The organism is Desulfomonilaceae bacterium, from assembly GCA_041662605.1.
Lineage (GTDB): Bacteria > Desulfobacterota > Desulfomonilia > Desulfomonilales > Desulfomonilaceae > CAJBEZ01.
This window is the reverse complement of record JBAZSD010000001.1, coordinates 19,032-36,052: the sequence shown is the minus strand read 5'-3', so window position 1 is coordinate 36,052 and position 17,021 is coordinate 19,032. Positions and strand designations below refer to the sequence as shown.

Here is a 17,021-nt window from a genome sequence, read left to right as displayed (position 1 = left end):
GGCAATAAAGGGGCAATCGCGCCGGGAGCCGCCCGGACTACGAGCCCGATGGAACGGCCGGACAAACCATAATTCCGGTTCAGAGAACCGAATTATCCTGATGAGGTTATGGAAAGTGCAAGAAGAAGTTAGAGAACAGATGCGCAAGAGTTCTCGAGACAGTAATTTTGGAGACGCGATGGTTGTTGGTGGAGGAATCAGCGGCATTCAAGCCGCTCTTGATCTTGCCACCGGAGGTTACAAGGTCTATCTGGTAGAAAAATCGCCGACCATCGGTGGCAAGATGGCTCAGCTCGATAAGACCTTTCCCACCAATGACTGCTCCATGTGTATTGAATCTCCTAAGTTTCTTGAATGTAAGAGACATCCGAATATCGAGATCCTGACTATGACCGAAGTTGATAGTGTAGAAGGTCAAGCGGGAAACTTCAGGATAACTCTGACTAAAAAACCCAGATATATCATCGAAGACAAATGTACGGGTTGTACGACCTGTGTGGAGTACTGTCCGGTCTCAGTTTCTGACCCGTTTAATCAAGACATATCCAAGAATAACGCCATCCACATATACTTCGCGCAAGCCGTGCCGCTCGTCCCTTATATAGACAAAAACTGCCTTTTCCTTGACGGGAAGAAATGCGCCATTTGCGAGGGCGTTTGTAAGAATCACGCCATCAACCTTCATCAAACGCCTGAGAAGATGGAAGTGACGGTAGGGGCGATCATTTTGGCGCCTGGTTACGAGGTTTTTGACCCTAAGGTAACAGGCGATTATGGCTACGGGAAGTATGAGAACGTGGTTACCAGCCTTGACTATGAACGTCTGTTGTGCGCTACCGGCCCGTACGAAGGCGAGATCTTACGAGCTTCCGACAAGAAGCATCCACATAAAATAGCCTGGATTCACTGTGTCGGTTCCAGGCGTGTTACCCCGGGAAATAATAGCTACTGTTCCGCCGTATGCTGCACATATACCCAAAAACAGGTAATTTTGACAAAGGATCATGACACTGAAGCCGAGTGCACGATATTCCACAACGATATCAGGTCTTACAGTAAGGGTTTTGAACGATTTTATCAGAGAGCGGAGAGTTCTTCCGGAGTTCGTTTTATTAGAAGCTATGTCTCGATTGGAAGAGAGGATCCGGAAACCAAGAATGTAACTGTAAAGTACGCTACTACCGATCGTGGCGTTAAAGAAGAAGAATTTGATATGGTGGTATTGTCTGTCGGATTACAACCTCCTGCAGATAGCAAGGCTCTGGCGGATAAATTTGGCGTTGCGCTTAATTCTCACGGATTTTGTTCAACCAACCCTGTCAACCCGATGGAAACCTCTCGGCCTGGGATTTTTGTAGCCGGAGCCTTCCAGGGACCCATGGATATCCCAGAGTCTGTTTTCACAGCCAGCGGGGCCGGTTCACAGTGTTCTGAACTTCTCTCCTACCGGCGAGGTAAACTGTCCAAGGAAAGAGTCTATCCTCCGGAAAGAGATGTCTCCAACGAGGATCCAAGGGTGGGGGTTTTTGTGTGTCATTGTGGGGCAAACATAGGAAGAGTGGTCGATGTGCCTTCCACAGTTGAATACGCCTTGACCTTACCCAATGTTGTCCATGCTCAGGAACAGCTCTTTTCATGCGCTAGCAATTCCGCCAAGGAAATAACAGACACGATCAAAGAAAAGGGGCTCAATCGGGTCGTTGTGGCCGCCTGTACCCCCAGGACCCATGAGCCGGTCTTCCGGGACACACTTCGGGAAGGCGGAATCAATCAGTATTTCTATGATATGGCGAATATCCGGGAGCATTGCTCCTGGGTCCACTCCAAACAAAAGGAAGACGCCACACAGAAGGCGAAAGATTTAATCCGAATGTCGGTTGCCCGAACCTCCTATTTAGAGCCATTGCAGGAGTTTGACCTACCAGTTAACAAGGCTGTTTTGGTTGTCGGAGGGGGTATAGCGGGTATGACCAGCGCCCTGAGTCTGGTCAATCAGGGATTTGAGGTTTACCTGGTGGAGAAAGATTCAGATCTTGGTGGAATGGCGCGAAGAATTCACTACACAATTGAAGGGCTGAATGTTCAAGAGTATTTGGAGGACCTCACCCGAAAAGTCTATCAGCACCCGATGGTCCACGTGATTGCGGATGCGACTATCACAGACGTTTCCGGCTATGTGGGGAATTTTCTTACCACCGTGAAATCTGAAGGGGAGATCAGGCGGATTAAACACGGAGCCGCCGTGCTGGCTACGGGCGCCGACGAATATAAACCCAGGGAATACCTTTACGGGGAAGATGAAAGAGTCTTGACCCAGTTGGAATTGGAGCGGCAGATCGTCAACAAAGAGGAAGGGGTGATCAGTTCCCAAAGTCTGGTAATGATCCAGTGTGTAGGCTGCAGAAATGAGGAAAGAAACTACTGCGCCAGAGTATGTTGCAGCCATGCGGTTAAAAACGCCCTGAAATTGAAAGAGATAAATCCCCAGATGGACATTTACATACTCTTTCGGGATATGAGGACCTATGGGTTCAATGAGGACTATTACCGGGAGGCGTCAAACAAGGATATAAAGTTCATCCGCTATGAGCCGCAGGATAAACCTCAGGTGGAAGCCGGCGAGTCGGACGAGGGCCGGTCAGTTCTAAAGGTTGCCGTGACGGATTTTGTTTTAGGGAAGAAGCTTGTACTGGATGCCGATTACCTTGCTTTGTCAACCGCCGTCATTCCAGCAGGGGACATTCCGGAACTATCTCGGCTATTTAAGGTAGGTCTGAGCCCGGAGGGCTTCTTTCAGGAAGCCCATGTGAAATTAAGACCCGTTGACTTTGCTGCGGAAGGCGTTTTCCTGTGTGGGACAGCGCATTATCCCAAGCATATATCTGAAGCGATTAATCAGGCATATGGCGCTGCAGGCCGGGCCGCAGTTCTTCTGTCAAAGGACTCCGTCACGGCCTCGGGTTCCGTTTGCGAGGTAAAAGAAGATGCTTGCATGTCGTGTGGAGCCTGTATCAAAGCTTGTACCTATGGCGCCATTGAGTTTCATGACACACGACAAGGCAAAAAGGCTAGAGTTATTCCTGTGCTCTGTAAAGGGGATGGTCTCTGTAATGCCAAGTGTCCAACAGGGGCTATTGCCCTAAAGCACTACACCGATGAACAGATCTTTCGCCAGATTGACGCGGAGGTTCCGGACCTATAAAAGTCCACAAATAAACAAAGCAGTGAAGACTGACTTAGGAGTGACAATAAATGAGCGCAGGGCTTGAGTTCAAACCAAGGATTGTGGGTTTCTTATGTAATTGGTGCTGCTACGGGGGCGCTGATCTTTGTGGAGTATCGCGATTCCAATACCCCCCTTATTTAAGAGTTATAAGGCTGATGTGCTCTGGTCGGGTCGATCTGTCCTTTATACTTAGAGCGTTCTCAAATGGAACAGACGGGGTGTTTATCGGCGGTTGTCATCTTAACGACTGCCATTACAATACTGAAGGGAATTACGACGCATTGAACGTAATGCATCTATGTAAGAAGTTGCTGGAACATATAGGAGTCAATCCCGACAGATTGAGGCTTGAATGGGTATCTGCCGGTGAAGGAATCCGTTTTGCCGAGGTCATGAATGACTTTGGCAAAACGATTGAAATGTTAGGGCCCCTTGGCAAGAGTGAAGGAATTGACCAAAATGAATTACAGTCGAAAATTGCAGAAATTACAAAGTTAGTCCCCTACATTAAGATGGTGTGCCAGGACAAGCTGGCGTCACGTTTCAAAACCCCGGAAGAATACGACCGACTTTTCACGCATGACGACATAGAAAAGTTGTTTCGTGAAGTGGTTTCGTACTATATCGATCCGACTAAATGCCAGGCCTGTTCGATTTGCCTTAAGAAATGCCCAAAAGACGCGATTGTAGGAGGCAAAAATCTGATCCATGTAATTGATCAGGAGAAATGCATAAAGTGCGGGTCTTGTTTCGAAGCTTGCCCCACTCGATTCGGCGCGGTGAGAAAAATCTCCGGCGAGCCTGTGCCCGCTCCAATTCCTGAAGAATCGAGAGCTATAGCCAGAAAGAGAAAAGAGAACTGAACGAAATTCTGTTAAAAGTCGACGGAAAAGAAGTCAGGGCAAAGCAAGCAATGATCATTTTAGATGCAGCCCTGAACTCAGGGGCAACTATTCGTAAACTTTGACTCCACAGGAGTTTGCCAACATACGCTCGGTCCCGGCAGACAACTGTTCCAAGAGGTTCTTATGAGACCTGAAATAATGACCCGCTTTGATCGTTTGGCGGAAACTTTCTTGTTGGATGTCGAGTGCTTGAAGGAGCGTGGAACCAAAGTAGTGGGTTTGTATTGCACGTTCGCCCCGACGGAATTGGTGAGAGCGGCCGGAGCTATTCCTGTAGGTTTGTGCGGAAAAAAGCAAGGCCCCATACCCGCTGCGGAGAAGGTTCTTCCTACTCGTTTGTGCCCTCTGATCAAGTCCAGTTACGGGTACGGCCTAACTGACACCTGTCCCTATTTCGAGGCCTCGGACTTCTTGATTGGGGAGACAACCTGCGACGGTAAGAAAAAAATGTTTGAGCTTCTGGAACGTCTAAAGCCCTTACACCTTATGAATCTACCGTATTCGTGCACTGATGAACACCTGGATTACTGGCGCAACCAGGTCCTGGCGCTAAAGAGCTTCCTGGAGAATCAGACTGGTAACACCATTGAAGCAGTCGAACTGAGAGAACAGATTCGGCTTCAGAACGATGAGAGAAGACTCCTAAAAGAAATCACGGGGTTGTGCGCCCATAAAACTGTGCCCCTTTCCGGCATGGACATGATGGTCGTCATGGAGTCAAAAAGCTTCGTGGTCAAACAGGACGACTATACAAATCTCCTTAAGGAACTGAAGCGAGAATTAAAAAAGCGAATAGACAATGGCGAGTCCGTTTGCAAGGACGACGCTCCCAGAATTTTACTCACAGGATGTCCGGTTGGTAGGGGATCTGAGAAGGTTCTCCGAATGATTGAGGAGTGTGGGGGAATCGTTGTTTGTCAGGAAAACTGTACCGGCTTAAAGAGCTTCGATCTTCTCGTGGAAGAAGCGGATGATCCTTACGCCTCCGTCGCCAGGCGCTACCTACTTACGCCTTGTTCCTGCATGACTCCTAATACAGGCCGCTTGGCTTTGTTGAAGAGGATTGTGGAACAGTTCAAGGTTGAGGGGGTGGTCGATCTCACCTGGTTCTGCTGTCATACTTACAATGTTGAGACTTATTCTGTGCGCGAGTTTATCACAGAAGAATTCGGTCTGCCGTTCATTCACATGGAAACGGATTATTCTGAGTCGGATCTGCCGCAGCTTCGTATCAGAATCGAGGCTTTTTTAGAAATGGTGAGCGACAAGCTCTACAAACAATAGAAAACGAGGAGGCAAGAATGCATTCTGCTTTGAAAATCTCAGGCCACGTCAGAGCGATCATTCTTGCGACTGGTGGGAATGGAAGCATTCGAGCGAGCCTTTCCCTACGAACTGTCGGGCGGTATGCAACAGCGTGTCGCCATCGCCCGCTCGCTTGCCAACAATCCCGATGTCATGCCCATGGATGAGCCTCTTGGAGCTCTGGACGCCCATACTCGGATCTTGCTTCAAAAAGAACTGCTTAGGATATGGGAAAAAAACCGTAAGACGGTCCTATTCGTGACTCATAGTGTTGATGAGGCTATCTTCCTTGGTGACCGCGTTGTGGTGATGTCAAGTCGACCGGGGAAAATCCTTGAAATCATGGAAGTTCAAATGCCAAGACCTCGAGATAGGAGCTATACCGCCTATGGTCGAATGGCGTCTCAGATTCTGGATATGCTCGAAAAGGAAGTACGGTCTTCAGTCTGACCTCCGGTAACTTCTGTCCCTTACTTTTTTATGGCCGCCCAAACCCCGGCGCCGCTCTATGGACAAACCCGTGACTTACGGACCGAGTTCAAATCGCTCACCGTGGTTCGTTCTCAGCAACCAATAAAACTACAAATAGGCAAGCATTGAGGAGGACATATCCCAAGTGAGGAACCTTTTGCAACACTACTGTCTCGACGGGAGTTGCCAATTACCTAGAACCTGCGCTGGTAACCGGTTTCGCGTCAGAGCCCCAAAGATTTGGAGCTTGATGGAAGCCAGACGGGCCGCGAATCGGCCGGCTTTATCCAAGTCATTCGATTTGAGGCGATGAGCTAAGTATCCTGCGACGTACGTATCTCCACATCCAGTGGGGTCCGATATGGTCGCTGTGGGAACCGCTGCAATTCGGTAGAACGTACGGTGGGCAAAAATCAACGAACCGGAACTCCCCATGGTGATTATTACCTCAGCAGGTCCGAAATCAGCGAGTCTCTGCGCTGCCAGTTTTATATCCTGCCCTCCGGACATCATCGCAGCTTCACTGTCATCGACCTTGAGTATGTCCACATGAGCCAGTCCCTGCTCTTTTAAACACCAGTCTTGAGGAACAATAGTTTGTCGTTCAATTCCTCGGGTGAACCCCTGAGCATCAAGTGACACCAGGCCGCCTAGTCGAGAAAGTTGTTCAATAAAGTCCGGCGTCATTTCTGCAGGTGTGAGTGGCCCTAAATGGAACGCTGAGGCTTGGATTCTCCCGAGGTCCTCGGGAAGAAACGAATCGCCCACAGCTTTGACCTTTTGAATTCTCTCGTTCCGGTCCGGAGATACATAGATATTCTCAAAAGCGCTCGTAAACTTTGAATGGCCCACAAAGAGGCGCACCCCGCTTTTGACCAACGGTTCGAGTAGTGCCCGCTCATCTCCGGTAGCGACCTTTGTTATCACGGCGACATTCAGCCCCAGGCTTCTCAGAGTCATGCCTGCATAGTAAGCGGTTCCTCCTGGCATCTCTCTGGTCCTGCCGCGGATATTGATTAGATCTTTAGTTACGTGACCGATTACGCACACATCGTACATCTCGTCGGTTTCCTGCTCGGGAGAATCGAAGGCATATCTGGAGTTTGTTCATCGCCTTGTGACCATACCCCACGACAACATAGCGATCAACATAATCTCCGAGGCTCAGTGATAATGAAGCGCAGTAAATCACATGTCGAATAGCCCCTGATCCTGTGCTCATGGGTAAAGCTTACGTGGCGATCGCGTGGCTACATTCTCAGAGGCTTTTTCGTGAAGCGGTTTCTTACCATATCGATCCGACCATGCGCCCGGCATTTTCGGTTTGCCTCAAGAAATGCCCTAAGGAGGCGATTGTGGGAGGTAAAAACCTGATCCAGGTGATTGATCAGGAGAAATGCACAAAATGAGGGACTTGTTCTGAAGCATGCCCCCTCGATTCGGCGCAGTGAGAAAGATCTCCGGCGAGCCTGTGCCCGCGCCAATTCCTGAAGAAGTCAGATCTATAAGCAGAAAAAGAAAAGAGAACCGAGCAAAATCCTGTAAAAAGTGGACGTAAAAGAAGTCAAGGCTAAGCGTGCAATGATCATTTTAAACGCAGCTCTGAACTCAGGGGCAATTATTCGTAAACGTTGGCTCCACAGGAGGTTGCCAATCACGTAAACAGAGAATTCACCAAGTCGACGTCAGCCGCTAATGCCCATCTATAATAATGAATTGACATATCGTAATTACCTATGGTAACCGTTTTTTTCAGCGCCATGGGCGCATCTCGCATGAGGAGTCCATTCATGTACCAGTTTTTCGGCTTTACATGAGGTAGCCTAATCCAGGCTACCCGTGTTTGGTACGCTTTGGGCTAGGCCGAAAGCTTCTTTCTTTCCCGTCCCTTGTTTACGAAGTTCCCCGTTAAGATTCCTTTCAGTCTGGCTCATAGGCCTCGTTGAGGCAATAGGGGGGCAGTGGCGCTAGGCGCCCCGCCGGCTGCAGAACCCCGTTGGCCCGGTCTAAAAGATCGGGAGACTATTCAACCAGAGAAGCAGGCAAAAGACAGGTTTCTTATGGTTCATCACAATTTCGTGATTGAATTTCCACGGCATAATTGGAGGAGGGAACAATTTGGACATAACCAATGAAAAGTTCAGAACAGTCAAGATGGCAAAGAGTGTGGCTTACTTGGGGACTTTGGGGGAAAAAGACGTCAGCGAGTTCACCGAACTTTACTTTTTGAGATGTCCGAACCGTCCGGTCAGTGCGGAAGAGATTGCATCCTGTGGTGGTTTTCCTATCGAAAAAATCGAAGCGGAAATCAGGTTAAAAGTGAAATGTGGAAAACTACTTGATTTGAAAGGCCAAGGATACTTTCTCGCGGATTCCTATGAGATTTTGACAACCCAACTGATGAATGTGACGAAAGAGATCCTGGCGGGAGATTCCTGTAAATTCGCGGCGAGCGTAAACGAAATTCGATATCGCCTGGAGCCGACTCTTGATGAGGCTCTTTTTGAGACAATGCTCAACCGGCTCTGCACGGAAGGCAAGCTCATCAAGACCGATATTGGGTATCAAATCCGCAGCCTCGTGGGTAGACAGTCTTCAAATAAGAGAAAACTGATAGACAGGCTGACGGAATTTGCCGCTAAGCAGGGCCACGCTAGTTTCTCCGCCGGAACATTCTACGACTCCTGCGGGGACGGGATCCTATGGAGAGATGTCCAGAAGGCGCTCAATTATCTTCACACGCAGGAAAAACTGGTCCGACTGAACGACGGGCGATACCTAACGTCTGAAGCCATGAAAGAAATCGGGGAAAGAGTCAGGGCCCTGATCCTACGGAAAGGGAGTCTAAGCATCAAGGATTCCCTGGAAATCCTTGGCTACGGGAGGTCAAGAGGCGTACCGGTGCTCGATTATCTGGACTCTATCGGCCTCACATGTCGTGTGGGCAATGTGCGGGTCTTAAAGTCAGAGAATCGCTTGGCCCCTAAACAGGAATATAGGATGAGCCATGTTTCCAACGGGGCGTCCTCTAGTTGACGAAACCAACGCCGATTGTGCCGACAGACTTTGTCAATTTATGGCTGGACTCGGAGTCGTCCAATCTCAAAGGACGAAGGAACCGTATTATGAACTCGGACTTTACGCCAAAGATAATCGTCTTTGCCTGCAACTGGTGCTCCTATGGAGGAGCTGATCTGGCTGGTGTGGGAAGGATGCAGTATCCGCCCAGCATACGATTAATTCGCCTGATGTGTTCCGGCATGGTGGCTCCGTCATACATCCTGAGGGCATTCGAGAGGGGCGCTGATGGAGTTCTTGTCACAGGCTGCCACATTGGTGATTGTCATTATTCCGAGGGCAACCATAAAGCCCTGAAAATGATGGCAAAAACGAGACAAATTATAGAGCTTCTGGGAATCGACCAGAATCGGTTGAGGAGAGAATGGATATCAGCGTCGGAAGGCACTCGCTTTGCGCAGGTCATGACAGAATTTACTGAACAGGTTCATGGCCTTGGATGCATTGCACTGACGAAAAAAAATTCTGTTTACAAGGGAATATAAATGTCAGCCGAGCAGTTCGAACCCATAATAATTGGCTTCCTGTGTAACTGGTGCGCTTACGGAGGAGCGGACCTCGCGGGCGTCAGCCGCCTCCAATATCCACCGAATATACGCACAATTCGCACTCTGTGTTCCGCCACTGTTGGGCCGCAACAGATATTGAAGGCTTTTCAAAAAGGGGTGGACGGAGTCTTTGTAGGGGGATGTCACATTGGGGACTGTCACTACGTTGCGGGAAACTATATGACGGTTAAGAGAATCACCTTTACGAAGGCGCTTTTGGATTTAAGTGGCGTTGACCCTGAGCGCCTTTGCCTTAAATGGGTCTCTTCCGCTGAGGGTCCTCGGTTTGCCAAAGTAGTGACTGATTTTACTGAAAAGATCAGAGGATTGGGGCCTTCGCCTCTTCGGCCATCAACAAGGAGATAAGATCATGGCGATTAAAAAGCTAATTGTCGTAATGGCGATTATTTGTCTGCAGACGCTCAATGCGTGGGCAGCAGGACCCAAAATTTCGTTTGGGGTACAGACTAGAGATTTAGGCCAAGTGACCCATGGACAGAAAATCACGGTGCAATTTCCATTCGTCAACATCGGATCTACGACCTTGTTCATCAAAGAGATTCATGCCGATTGTGGCTGCACGGAAGTTTTCAACGAGAGCCAAGAATTAACGCCTCGGGATCGCAGCGAGATCGTGGTAATTCTGGACACTGCAGGCTTGTCACCCGGCAGGATAGAGAGACACATCCATGTACAATCCAACGATTCAGAGCGGCCCAATATTACCTTGACTCTCCTCGCCGAAATTGTTCGCGAATGAAGGGCTATCCATCGGCGTGATAGACTTGTCTTCCAAAAAGATGGCTATTGCTGGTGGGATGTTAGAGAATGAAATGTACAATGGCTATCATGGCAAAAAGCATTTGACAGTCTCTTGGCCGGTTCATTTCTTAGATAATGTCCAAGTGTCCTTCCGGGTCATCCGTAGTCACTTCCCCAATCTCGGCCACCGGCGCAACGCCCTTAGAAGCAAGCATTGCCAGGAGCGCTTTTGCCTGGGCCCCATGAATTCCTATTAGCAGCCCACCCGAAGTTTGAGGGTCAAACATGATATCCGATCTTTCAAGCGGCACTGTTCGGTCTACTGTAATCCAACTTGAGAAATGCTCTCTGTTGCTATGGGCTCCCGCTGGTACAAGGCCCATAGACGCCGCTTCCAGAACCCCTTCAAGAACTGGGACGTCATATGATCGAATTTTTACTCTGCATTTACTCGCTCTTGCCATTTCAACGAGGTGACCAGCAAGGCCAAATCCAGTCACATCGGTACACGCCTTAACTCCAAAGGACTCCGCGACCTCGGAAGCCGTTTTATTAAGGGTACACATGGAATCCACCATGGTCTGAATGGATTTGGGGGAAGCTAATCCACCTTTCAGTGCTGTTGCGACAATGCCGGTTCCAAGCGCTTTGGTTAGAACAAGCTTGTCCCCTGGTCTGAGCCCGGAGTTAGTCATAATTTTGTCAGGATGGACGAGTCCTGTAACGGAGAGCCCATATTTAGGTTCATCGTCCTCCACGCTGTGGCCACCGACGAGCGCCACGCCAGCTTCACGCAGGATCTCCAATCCACCTTCCAAAATGCTGCGAAGAGTCTCCAGGCCGAGCTTACGGATGGGAAAACAGACCACATTCATTGCAGTAACAGGACGACCGCCCATAGCGTAAACATCGCTCAGCGAATTCGCAGCAGCGGCTTTTCCGAATAAGCGCGGATCATCGACGATAGGTGTAAAGAAATCGATGGTTTGCACTAGGGCCAGGTCATCGGATAGTTTGTACACACCGGCATCCTCCGAGCCCTCGATTCCGGTCAGCACATTGGAATCAAAGGGGATCTCCAGCCCGCACAAAGCCTTATGAAGGTCCCCAGGACCGATTTTAGCCGCTCAACCGGATGTTTTGGACAGCGATGTGAGCTTAATTTCATCAATACTCATTGGAAGTCTCCGCTTATTGTCTCTTTGCAAGATGTTGCTTCAAACCATCATCGACTTCTACAATATACACTATCAGTAGATACGATGGCAAAGTCACTGAACTGATGTCAAGGATTACTTTCCTGTTTTTCCAGAGTGGGGAAACGCCCTGCAAAGCTCCCAGATCGCAAACGTAAAAGAGAAATATTGGAAATTGGTACCATGGGTTTTTAAACTCAGCGGCTTAATAAAACCAGTTCGAGTCTGGACTCAAATTAAGGGCGACTTTATCGGGATGGGCAAGTCAGGTTTAGCTGAGTTTAGCGACACCTGGAAAGACAGATAATTCATGACTGTAATACGCCGTGGATTGGTTGCGATCTAAAGTTCAACGGAGCAGGATTGGGTTTTGACAAGGCGCAAGTCATATCTACAATCATAGATGACCCCCCAAAAACACGAAATTTGTTTCAGGTAAATAGCTTCCGCTTGTTCTGGATGTCCCGTTCAGGAGTAAATCATGCAACGAAGACGGAGTTTTTACACGAAGTCCGTTCACTTTAGGATGTTATATTTACCATGCCTAATAGGGTCTTCAGTAAGTCAAGTCTCTCAAGACCATTCCAGGCGGCGCCGTAGGGGGTAAGACACCATAGGGATAAAACATTTTGAGTGAGTCGGTGGGGCATTACTGTCTCACGACCGGCTCGCGACCGTCCAGATACTACCCTTGCCAACCGAAATGTTACTTAGCTTCTGCCCGGATTCCAGTGGCGTCAGCGGGCTTGGCCAGTTGGGGGGCCGGTTCGTTTGAATGCGCTGGCGGACGTTGGGCGGACTCATCTTCACCTTCAAGGTTTTTCTTCAACGACTTAATGCCTTGTCCCAAACCGCCCATAATCTCAGGTATGCGTTTGCCTCCAAAGACCAGAAGCACGATGCCCAGTATTAATAGTAACTCTGTTGGAGCTGGAATGCCCATGTGGAACTCCTGTATGTTGAATTAACAGGCGGGTTTGAGAGTTGATAGCCATGACCTGTTACCCAATATGATGGTAAGCCATTATGAGTGCGCTGTCAAATGTACCTTGGTCATTGTACCTTGATCATACGCCGTATACCCTAATCCCCATTGTGCGAATTGCTTGTGAGGGTATGGCGGTCCCATATTTGACGGTGGACCAGCGTTCCCTGCCTATGAGTACAAGGTTCGTATTCGCAACAGGGACATTGTATCTTGTCACAGGGATCAAGATGGATCAATACGTCGGACATGCCCCGGAAATGTTCGGAAAATATTGACTCCAGGTCTTTCACCTCGCTGTGTCCCTGTTCAACCGTGAGGTCGGTGGGCACCACAAGATGAAAATCTACGTTAATCCTGGAGCCCGATCGCCATGTGCGGAGTCGGTGAACGTCAATCCAGGATTCTTTTTTGTGACTGGCCAACAAAGCGGAAATCTCCTCCAACAGCTCAGGGTCTGTTTTGTCCATGAGTCCGCCGGAAGCTTTACCGATGAGGCCCATGCCCCAATAAACTATGTTCACTCCAGCAGCGCACGCGATAATTCCATCCAGCCTGTACCAGCCCGTAGCATAGACCAGCCCCAAAGCCAGAAGCACCGCGGAAGACGTGTAAACGTCGGTCAATAAATGCTTCCCGTCGGCTTCCAGAACAATTGATCTGGTTCGTCGACCTACTCTCAATAGAGCGACTCCCAGGGCCAGATTGCCCAGGCCAGACGCCAATAAAAAGAACAAGCCTTTTTCAAGGTTTGGAAGAACTACTGGATTCAGTGCTTGTTTCATTCCTTGTACAAAGATTCCCACTGCAGCGATTAAAATGAGGGACCCTTCGAAGCCCGCGGAAAAGAACTCAATCTTTCCGTGACCATACGGATGGTTTTCATCCGCAGGCTTTGCGGAAAAAATGACGCTCCCCAATCCAAATGCGCTGGCTACGACGTTAATTATTGATTCAAGAGCGTCAGACAGAATTGCGGATGATCCGGTAATCCAGTAACCATAAAATTTCAATCCCATTATTCCTACGCCAAGAAGTACCGAAACTGCCATGATCCTAAAGTTGGACCTGTAATTCTGCTGTTCCAGGGACTTGTGGGCTTCCTGAGGGAATTCTGTCGATTGCTGATCAGTCATAGTTTTGTCGTTAGGCGCTTAGATGTTTCCGTGTTGTTCCTCTAAATTTTTCCGTGATGTAACATCGTCAGAATATTCGTGGAACAGCCTTCTTTTTGGATGTGTCTGATCTTAATATCCAATCATAGGCTTTGTCATGGCTTTTTTGGTTTGAGGGTCCGCTTGAGCGAAGAACGGGCTCATCTTGTGATTGTCCCCTACCAGCGTTAGAAGAGTCTACCTAAGTTCATGAAAACACTTTGGACTAAAAACCGGATCTAGTGAATATCGTGATCTTGGTCGTTGAATCTTAACCTTCCGTCCTCCATCTCAAGGATACGATCAAAAACTTCGAGACTGCGGTGGTCATGCGTGGCCACCATGACAGTCGTCCCGTATTCATGAGCCACAGTCCGAAAGAGTTCCATGACCTGTTTACCCCTCACACTGTCCAATGCGGCTGTTGGCTCATCAGCAAGAACCAGTTTGGGATTGTTGGCAAGCGCCCGAGCTACTGCAACTCTCTGCTGTTCTCCTCCCGAAAGCATGTATGGAAGGTTGTTAAACCTATGGCCCACATCGAGACTCTCTAACAATGTCATCGCTCTTGCTCGAGCCATCCTTCCAGGGACATCGTTGATTTCCAGAGCCAGTCGGACATTTTCCAAAGCGGTAAGAAAAGGTATCAAGTTGGCTTTTTGGAGAACATATCCGATAAAACGTCGCCTGTAAGATCTCAAGTTGACCTTGGCGTTAGGACCTTCGGTAACCAGGTCCTTTCCTATGATTAGTCGCCCCGCTGTTGGTGTGTTAATTAGGCCCACTATGGTAAGTAGCGTCGACTTGCCGGCGCCGCTAGGCCCAAGCAAGGCCACTACCTCTCCGCTATCAAGGCTGAACGACACATCCTGCATGGCTGTGACTTCCGCATTACCGCTGCCGTAAATCTTGGTGAGACCCTCAGCCAAAATCGCTGCGCTGTGGCCTGTCATGAAACAACCTCATTGGGCTCTATGCTAAGGGCTTTCCAAATGCCTAGGCCGGCGGATAGAATAGATATTATGAACACTATAACGGCCAAAGACAGCAAATCGTCGTTGTTGATCACAACTCTGCGTGGAAACATGGGAAATACCCACTTACCCGCATAGAAAGCGAAAAGATAGCCCAAGAAACCCAACAATAGGGCCTGTTGGACAATAAGTGACAGGATTACCGTGTTGCGGGCTCCTATCAGTTTTAGCATCGCAATATCATGAATTTTTTCAAGAGTTAAAGTGTATAGGATCAATGCCATGATTATGGCTGATATAAGAATCAGAAGGGCCCTGAAGAGACCAAGCTGTCTACGGGCCCTGTCCACCACGCCCCTTAGAAGCAGTTCATTCTGTTGGTCTCTGGTGAAGGCGGTGACGTCAGTCCAACTTGAGATCTGGGACATGACCCCTGAGACATCGCTTCCAGGTTCTACTCGGACAAGAACGGCGCTAACGGAAGGTCGAGGTATGGCTGCCAGATTCGCTGATGGAAGTTGAGACCTTTCAATAAGTGAGGGTAGAGTAGCCCCTATATCCTGACGGGCTATTCGAGTTCGTCTTGCTTGTCGTTCAATTCTTATGGCTTCTCCAGAATAGTCGTATTGAATTTCCAGGGCGTCAAGTAAGGTGAAGAAAGCCAGCCCATCACCGGCCATGCTGGACATACCCTTCGTGATTCCCACCACTGTGTAGGCATTTTTCCCGAGCCTAACTTTGTCACCCAGCCTCAAGCCCAATATCTGATCAGCGACCATTTCGTAATGCGCAGCTTCGATTTTCCGACCAGCTATCAGGGGCAGCCACGCTCCTTTATCCTCGGGCCATGAAAGCCCCTCAACCTGCATCCGAAGAGGGGCCCCGCGAGATTCTCTCTGAACCGCATAGGTCACAAAGGCGCGGGCCGACGCCACTCCAGGCACTGACTGTAAACGATCCTCCAGATTTCTAGGTATCCTGGAAATTTCGGCGAATGGCCCTCTTGTTCCATGCTGAACCACCCAAATGTCAGCCCCTATATTGTCCACCAGCAGAGTGGCCTCTTTTATGAGCCCTTGATAAATTCCCCCCATTCCCATGACTATCATGAGAAGCATCCCAATGCCGAACGCTGTAAGGGAAAAACGTGAAAGGTTATGGCGAATATCTTTGATAGCAAGGTTCATTCGCTGTAAACCCTCTGCCCATTTTTTATTTGCGAAGGGTTCGGTCCTGTTATAACAATGTCATCTTTTGAAAGCCCTTGTGTTACTTCCACATCTTTAATACCTCTTAAACCGAGGACTACCGGTCTCCATTCAGCTTTTCCATTTGACATCAGAAAAACCCCGGCCTTTCCTTTTTCCCATACAATACCGCTTAAAGGCGCCTTTAAGACCCCCGCCTTTCTGCCTGTTTCAATATAAACCTCGGCGCGCTGACCAACCGCCCAGTTTTTTGGAAGGACGTCGACCCCAACATCAACCAGAAATTCTCTAGTCTCCTTATCGACTTCGCTTCCGATCCTGGAAACTTTACCGTGGTAATCTTTCTTGGGTTCTGATCTGAAAACGACACGAGCTTGCTGATCCTTGGCAAGTCCTGCCATAGCAGTTTCATCAACCCAGGCGGACACCCACATCTCCTTTGTGGATATGATCCTGAAAATGGACGCGCCTGGTACCACTATGTCACCTATGTCACGATCCCGACGTACTACCAAACCGGAAAACGGGCTGTATATTAAAGTGTCGGCAAGCCGAGCCTGTTGAAAATGAAGCCTTTCCTGAGCTGCAACCAATTGCCGATTGGCTTCACTCACCGCCGCAGTGGCCCTCTGAAGATCCGCCTGGGCAACGGCCAGGTTCTGGATGTTTTTGTCCATTAGTTCTTGCGAGATGCTTTTTGAAGTGAATAATTGCGCATATCTTTGGTAGTCCAGTTTGGTTAGTTCAAAAATGGCCTGGGACTTGGCCTCATCAGCCTTTGCCCTTTCAACCGTCGCTTCTCCGGCCTTCACAACTGCTTCTTGAGTAGTCACTTCTCTTTTCAGGTCGGAATCATCGAGACGCGCAAGTAACTGTCCTGACTTAACCCAGTCATTTTGATCAGCCAGGAGTTCGACTAATAGCCCCTGTATTTTAGAACTCACGGTGCTTTGGTAGTGGGCCTCGAGCGTGCCTGTCCCCATAACTTCCGCAATCACTTCTCCAACACGAACTGGCTGAGTGGAAACAGGAATGGGGGCAAATTTGGCTTTATAGCCCACTATTATGATTAACAGCGCCAAGACTGTCCATTTCCACCCCTTGCGCAGAACATTCATCATGACTGGATTCAATTGTCTACCTCATCGGGATTTATCCGCAAAACTCTATAAAATATACCGAAGTCAGAATAATTTCTCGCGATTTAAT

Annotated in this window: 16 protein-coding genes; 9 read left to right on the top strand and 7 right to left on the bottom strand. The window is 48.9% G+C overall.

Features of this window, described 5'->3' with window-relative positions; genetic code table 11:
• Positions 1-139 precede the first annotated feature (139 nt).
• The 4 genes from WC647_00150 (at position 140) to WC647_00135 (ending at position 5,886) form a co-directional block, all read left to right on the top strand.
• On the top strand, positions 140-3,202 hold the full coding sequence (locus WC647_00150; GenBank protein ID MFA6220701.1) for a CoB--CoM heterodisulfide reductase iron-sulfur subunit A family protein: 3,063 nt from the start codon (positions 140-142) through the stop codon (positions 3,200-3,202).
• A 50-nt stretch (positions 3,203-3,252) separates the two neighbouring features.
• Positions 3,253-4,089: a hydrogenase iron-sulfur subunit gene (locus WC647_00145; protein ID MFA6220700.1), complete on the top strand. Its 837-nt coding sequence runs from the start codon at positions 3,253-3,255 to the stop codon at positions 4,087-4,089.
• Positions 4,090-4,254: 165 nt separating this feature from the next.
• A complete protein-coding gene (locus WC647_00140; protein MFA6220699.1) occupies positions 4,255-5,415 on the top strand; it encodes a double-cubane-cluster-containing anaerobic reductase in 1,161 nt (386 codons plus the stop codon).
• A gap of 72 nt (positions 5,416-5,487) precedes the next feature.
• Entirely contained in the window at positions 5,488-5,886 is a 399-nt protein-coding gene (locus tag WC647_00135; GenBank protein ID MFA6220698.1) for an ATP-binding cassette domain-containing protein, read from the top strand.
• A gap of 186 nt (positions 5,887-6,072) precedes the next feature.
• On the opposite strand, the gene WC647_00130 is transcribed toward WC647_00135, so the two are convergent.
• Positions 6,073-6,966 carry a PfkB family carbohydrate kinase gene (locus WC647_00130; GenBank protein MFA6220697.1) on the bottom strand — a complete coding sequence of 298 codons (894 nt, stop codon included), beginning with the start codon at positions 6,964-6,966 and terminating at the stop codon, positions 6,073-6,075.
• 161 nt (positions 6,967-7,127) lie between these two features.
• Between WC647_00130 and WC647_00125 the strand changes: the two genes are divergently transcribed.
• From WC647_00125 to WC647_00105, 5 genes are all read left to right on the top strand, one after another.
• Positions 7,128-7,316 (top strand): hypothetical protein, encoded by a 189-nt coding sequence (locus tag WC647_00125; GenBank protein ID MFA6220696.1) that lies wholly within the window; start codon positions 7,128-7,130, stop codon positions 7,314-7,316.
• A gap of 709 nt (positions 7,317-8,025) precedes the next feature.
• The gene (locus WC647_00120) at positions 8,026-8,943 is read left to right on the top strand and encodes a SelB C-terminal domain-containing protein (protein MFA6220695.1); all 918 of its coding nucleotides are present in this window, start codon (positions 8,026-8,028) and stop codon (positions 8,941-8,943) included.
• An 89-nt stretch (positions 8,944-9,032) separates the two neighbouring features.
• On the top strand, positions 9,033-9,470 hold the full coding sequence (locus WC647_00115) for a hydrogenase iron-sulfur subunit (GenBank protein ID MFA6220694.1): 438 nt from the start codon (positions 9,033-9,035) through the stop codon (positions 9,468-9,470).
• On the top strand, positions 9,471-9,899 hold the full coding sequence (locus WC647_00110) for a hydrogenase iron-sulfur subunit (GenBank protein MFA6220693.1): 429 nt from the start codon (positions 9,471-9,473) through the stop codon (positions 9,897-9,899).
• A 4-nt stretch (positions 9,900-9,903) separates the two neighbouring features.
• A complete protein-coding gene (locus WC647_00105; GenBank protein ID MFA6220692.1) occupies positions 9,904-10,293 on the top strand; it encodes a DUF1573 domain-containing protein in 390 nt (129 codons plus the stop codon).
• Between the two features lie 130 nt (positions 10,294-10,423).
• Here WC647_00105 and selD read toward each other — a convergent pair whose 3' ends face one another.
• The 6 genes from selD to WC647_00075 form a co-directional block, all read right to left on the bottom strand.
• A complete protein-coding gene (gene selD, locus WC647_00100; protein ID MFA6220691.1) occupies positions 10,424-11,473 on the bottom strand; it encodes a selenide, water dikinase SelD in 1,050 nt (349 codons plus the stop codon).
• A 724-nt stretch (positions 11,474-12,197) separates the two neighbouring features.
• Positions 12,198-12,434, bottom strand: coding sequence for a twin-arginine translocase TatA/TatE family subunit (gene tatA / locus WC647_00095; protein ID MFA6220690.1), 237 nt, complete (start codon positions 12,432-12,434; stop codon positions 12,198-12,200).
• A 140-nt stretch (positions 12,435-12,574) separates the two neighbouring features.
• Positions 12,575-13,612 (bottom strand): cation diffusion facilitator family transporter, encoded by a 1,038-nt coding sequence (locus WC647_00090; protein MFA6220689.1) that lies wholly within the window; start codon positions 13,610-13,612, stop codon positions 12,575-12,577.
• A gap of 257 nt (positions 13,613-13,869) precedes the next feature.
• Positions 13,870-14,583 carry an ABC transporter ATP-binding protein gene (locus tag WC647_00085; protein MFA6220688.1) on the bottom strand — a complete coding sequence of 238 codons (714 nt, stop codon included), beginning with the start codon at positions 14,581-14,583 and terminating at the stop codon, positions 13,870-13,872.
• The gene (locus tag WC647_00080; GenBank protein MFA6220687.1) at positions 14,580-15,791 is read right to left on the bottom strand and encodes an ABC transporter permease; all 1,212 of its coding nucleotides are present in this window, start codon (positions 15,789-15,791) and stop codon (positions 14,580-14,582) included. Before WC647_00080 ends, WC647_00085 begins: the two co-directional genes overlap by 4 nt.
• Positions 15,788-16,945 carry an efflux RND transporter periplasmic adaptor subunit gene (locus WC647_00075; GenBank protein ID MFA6220686.1) on the bottom strand — a complete coding sequence of 386 codons (1,158 nt, stop codon included), beginning with the start codon at positions 16,943-16,945 and terminating at the stop codon, positions 15,788-15,790. The genes WC647_00080 and WC647_00075 overlap by 4 nt, the downstream gene beginning before the upstream one ends.
• Positions 16,946-17,021 lie beyond the last annotated feature (76 nt).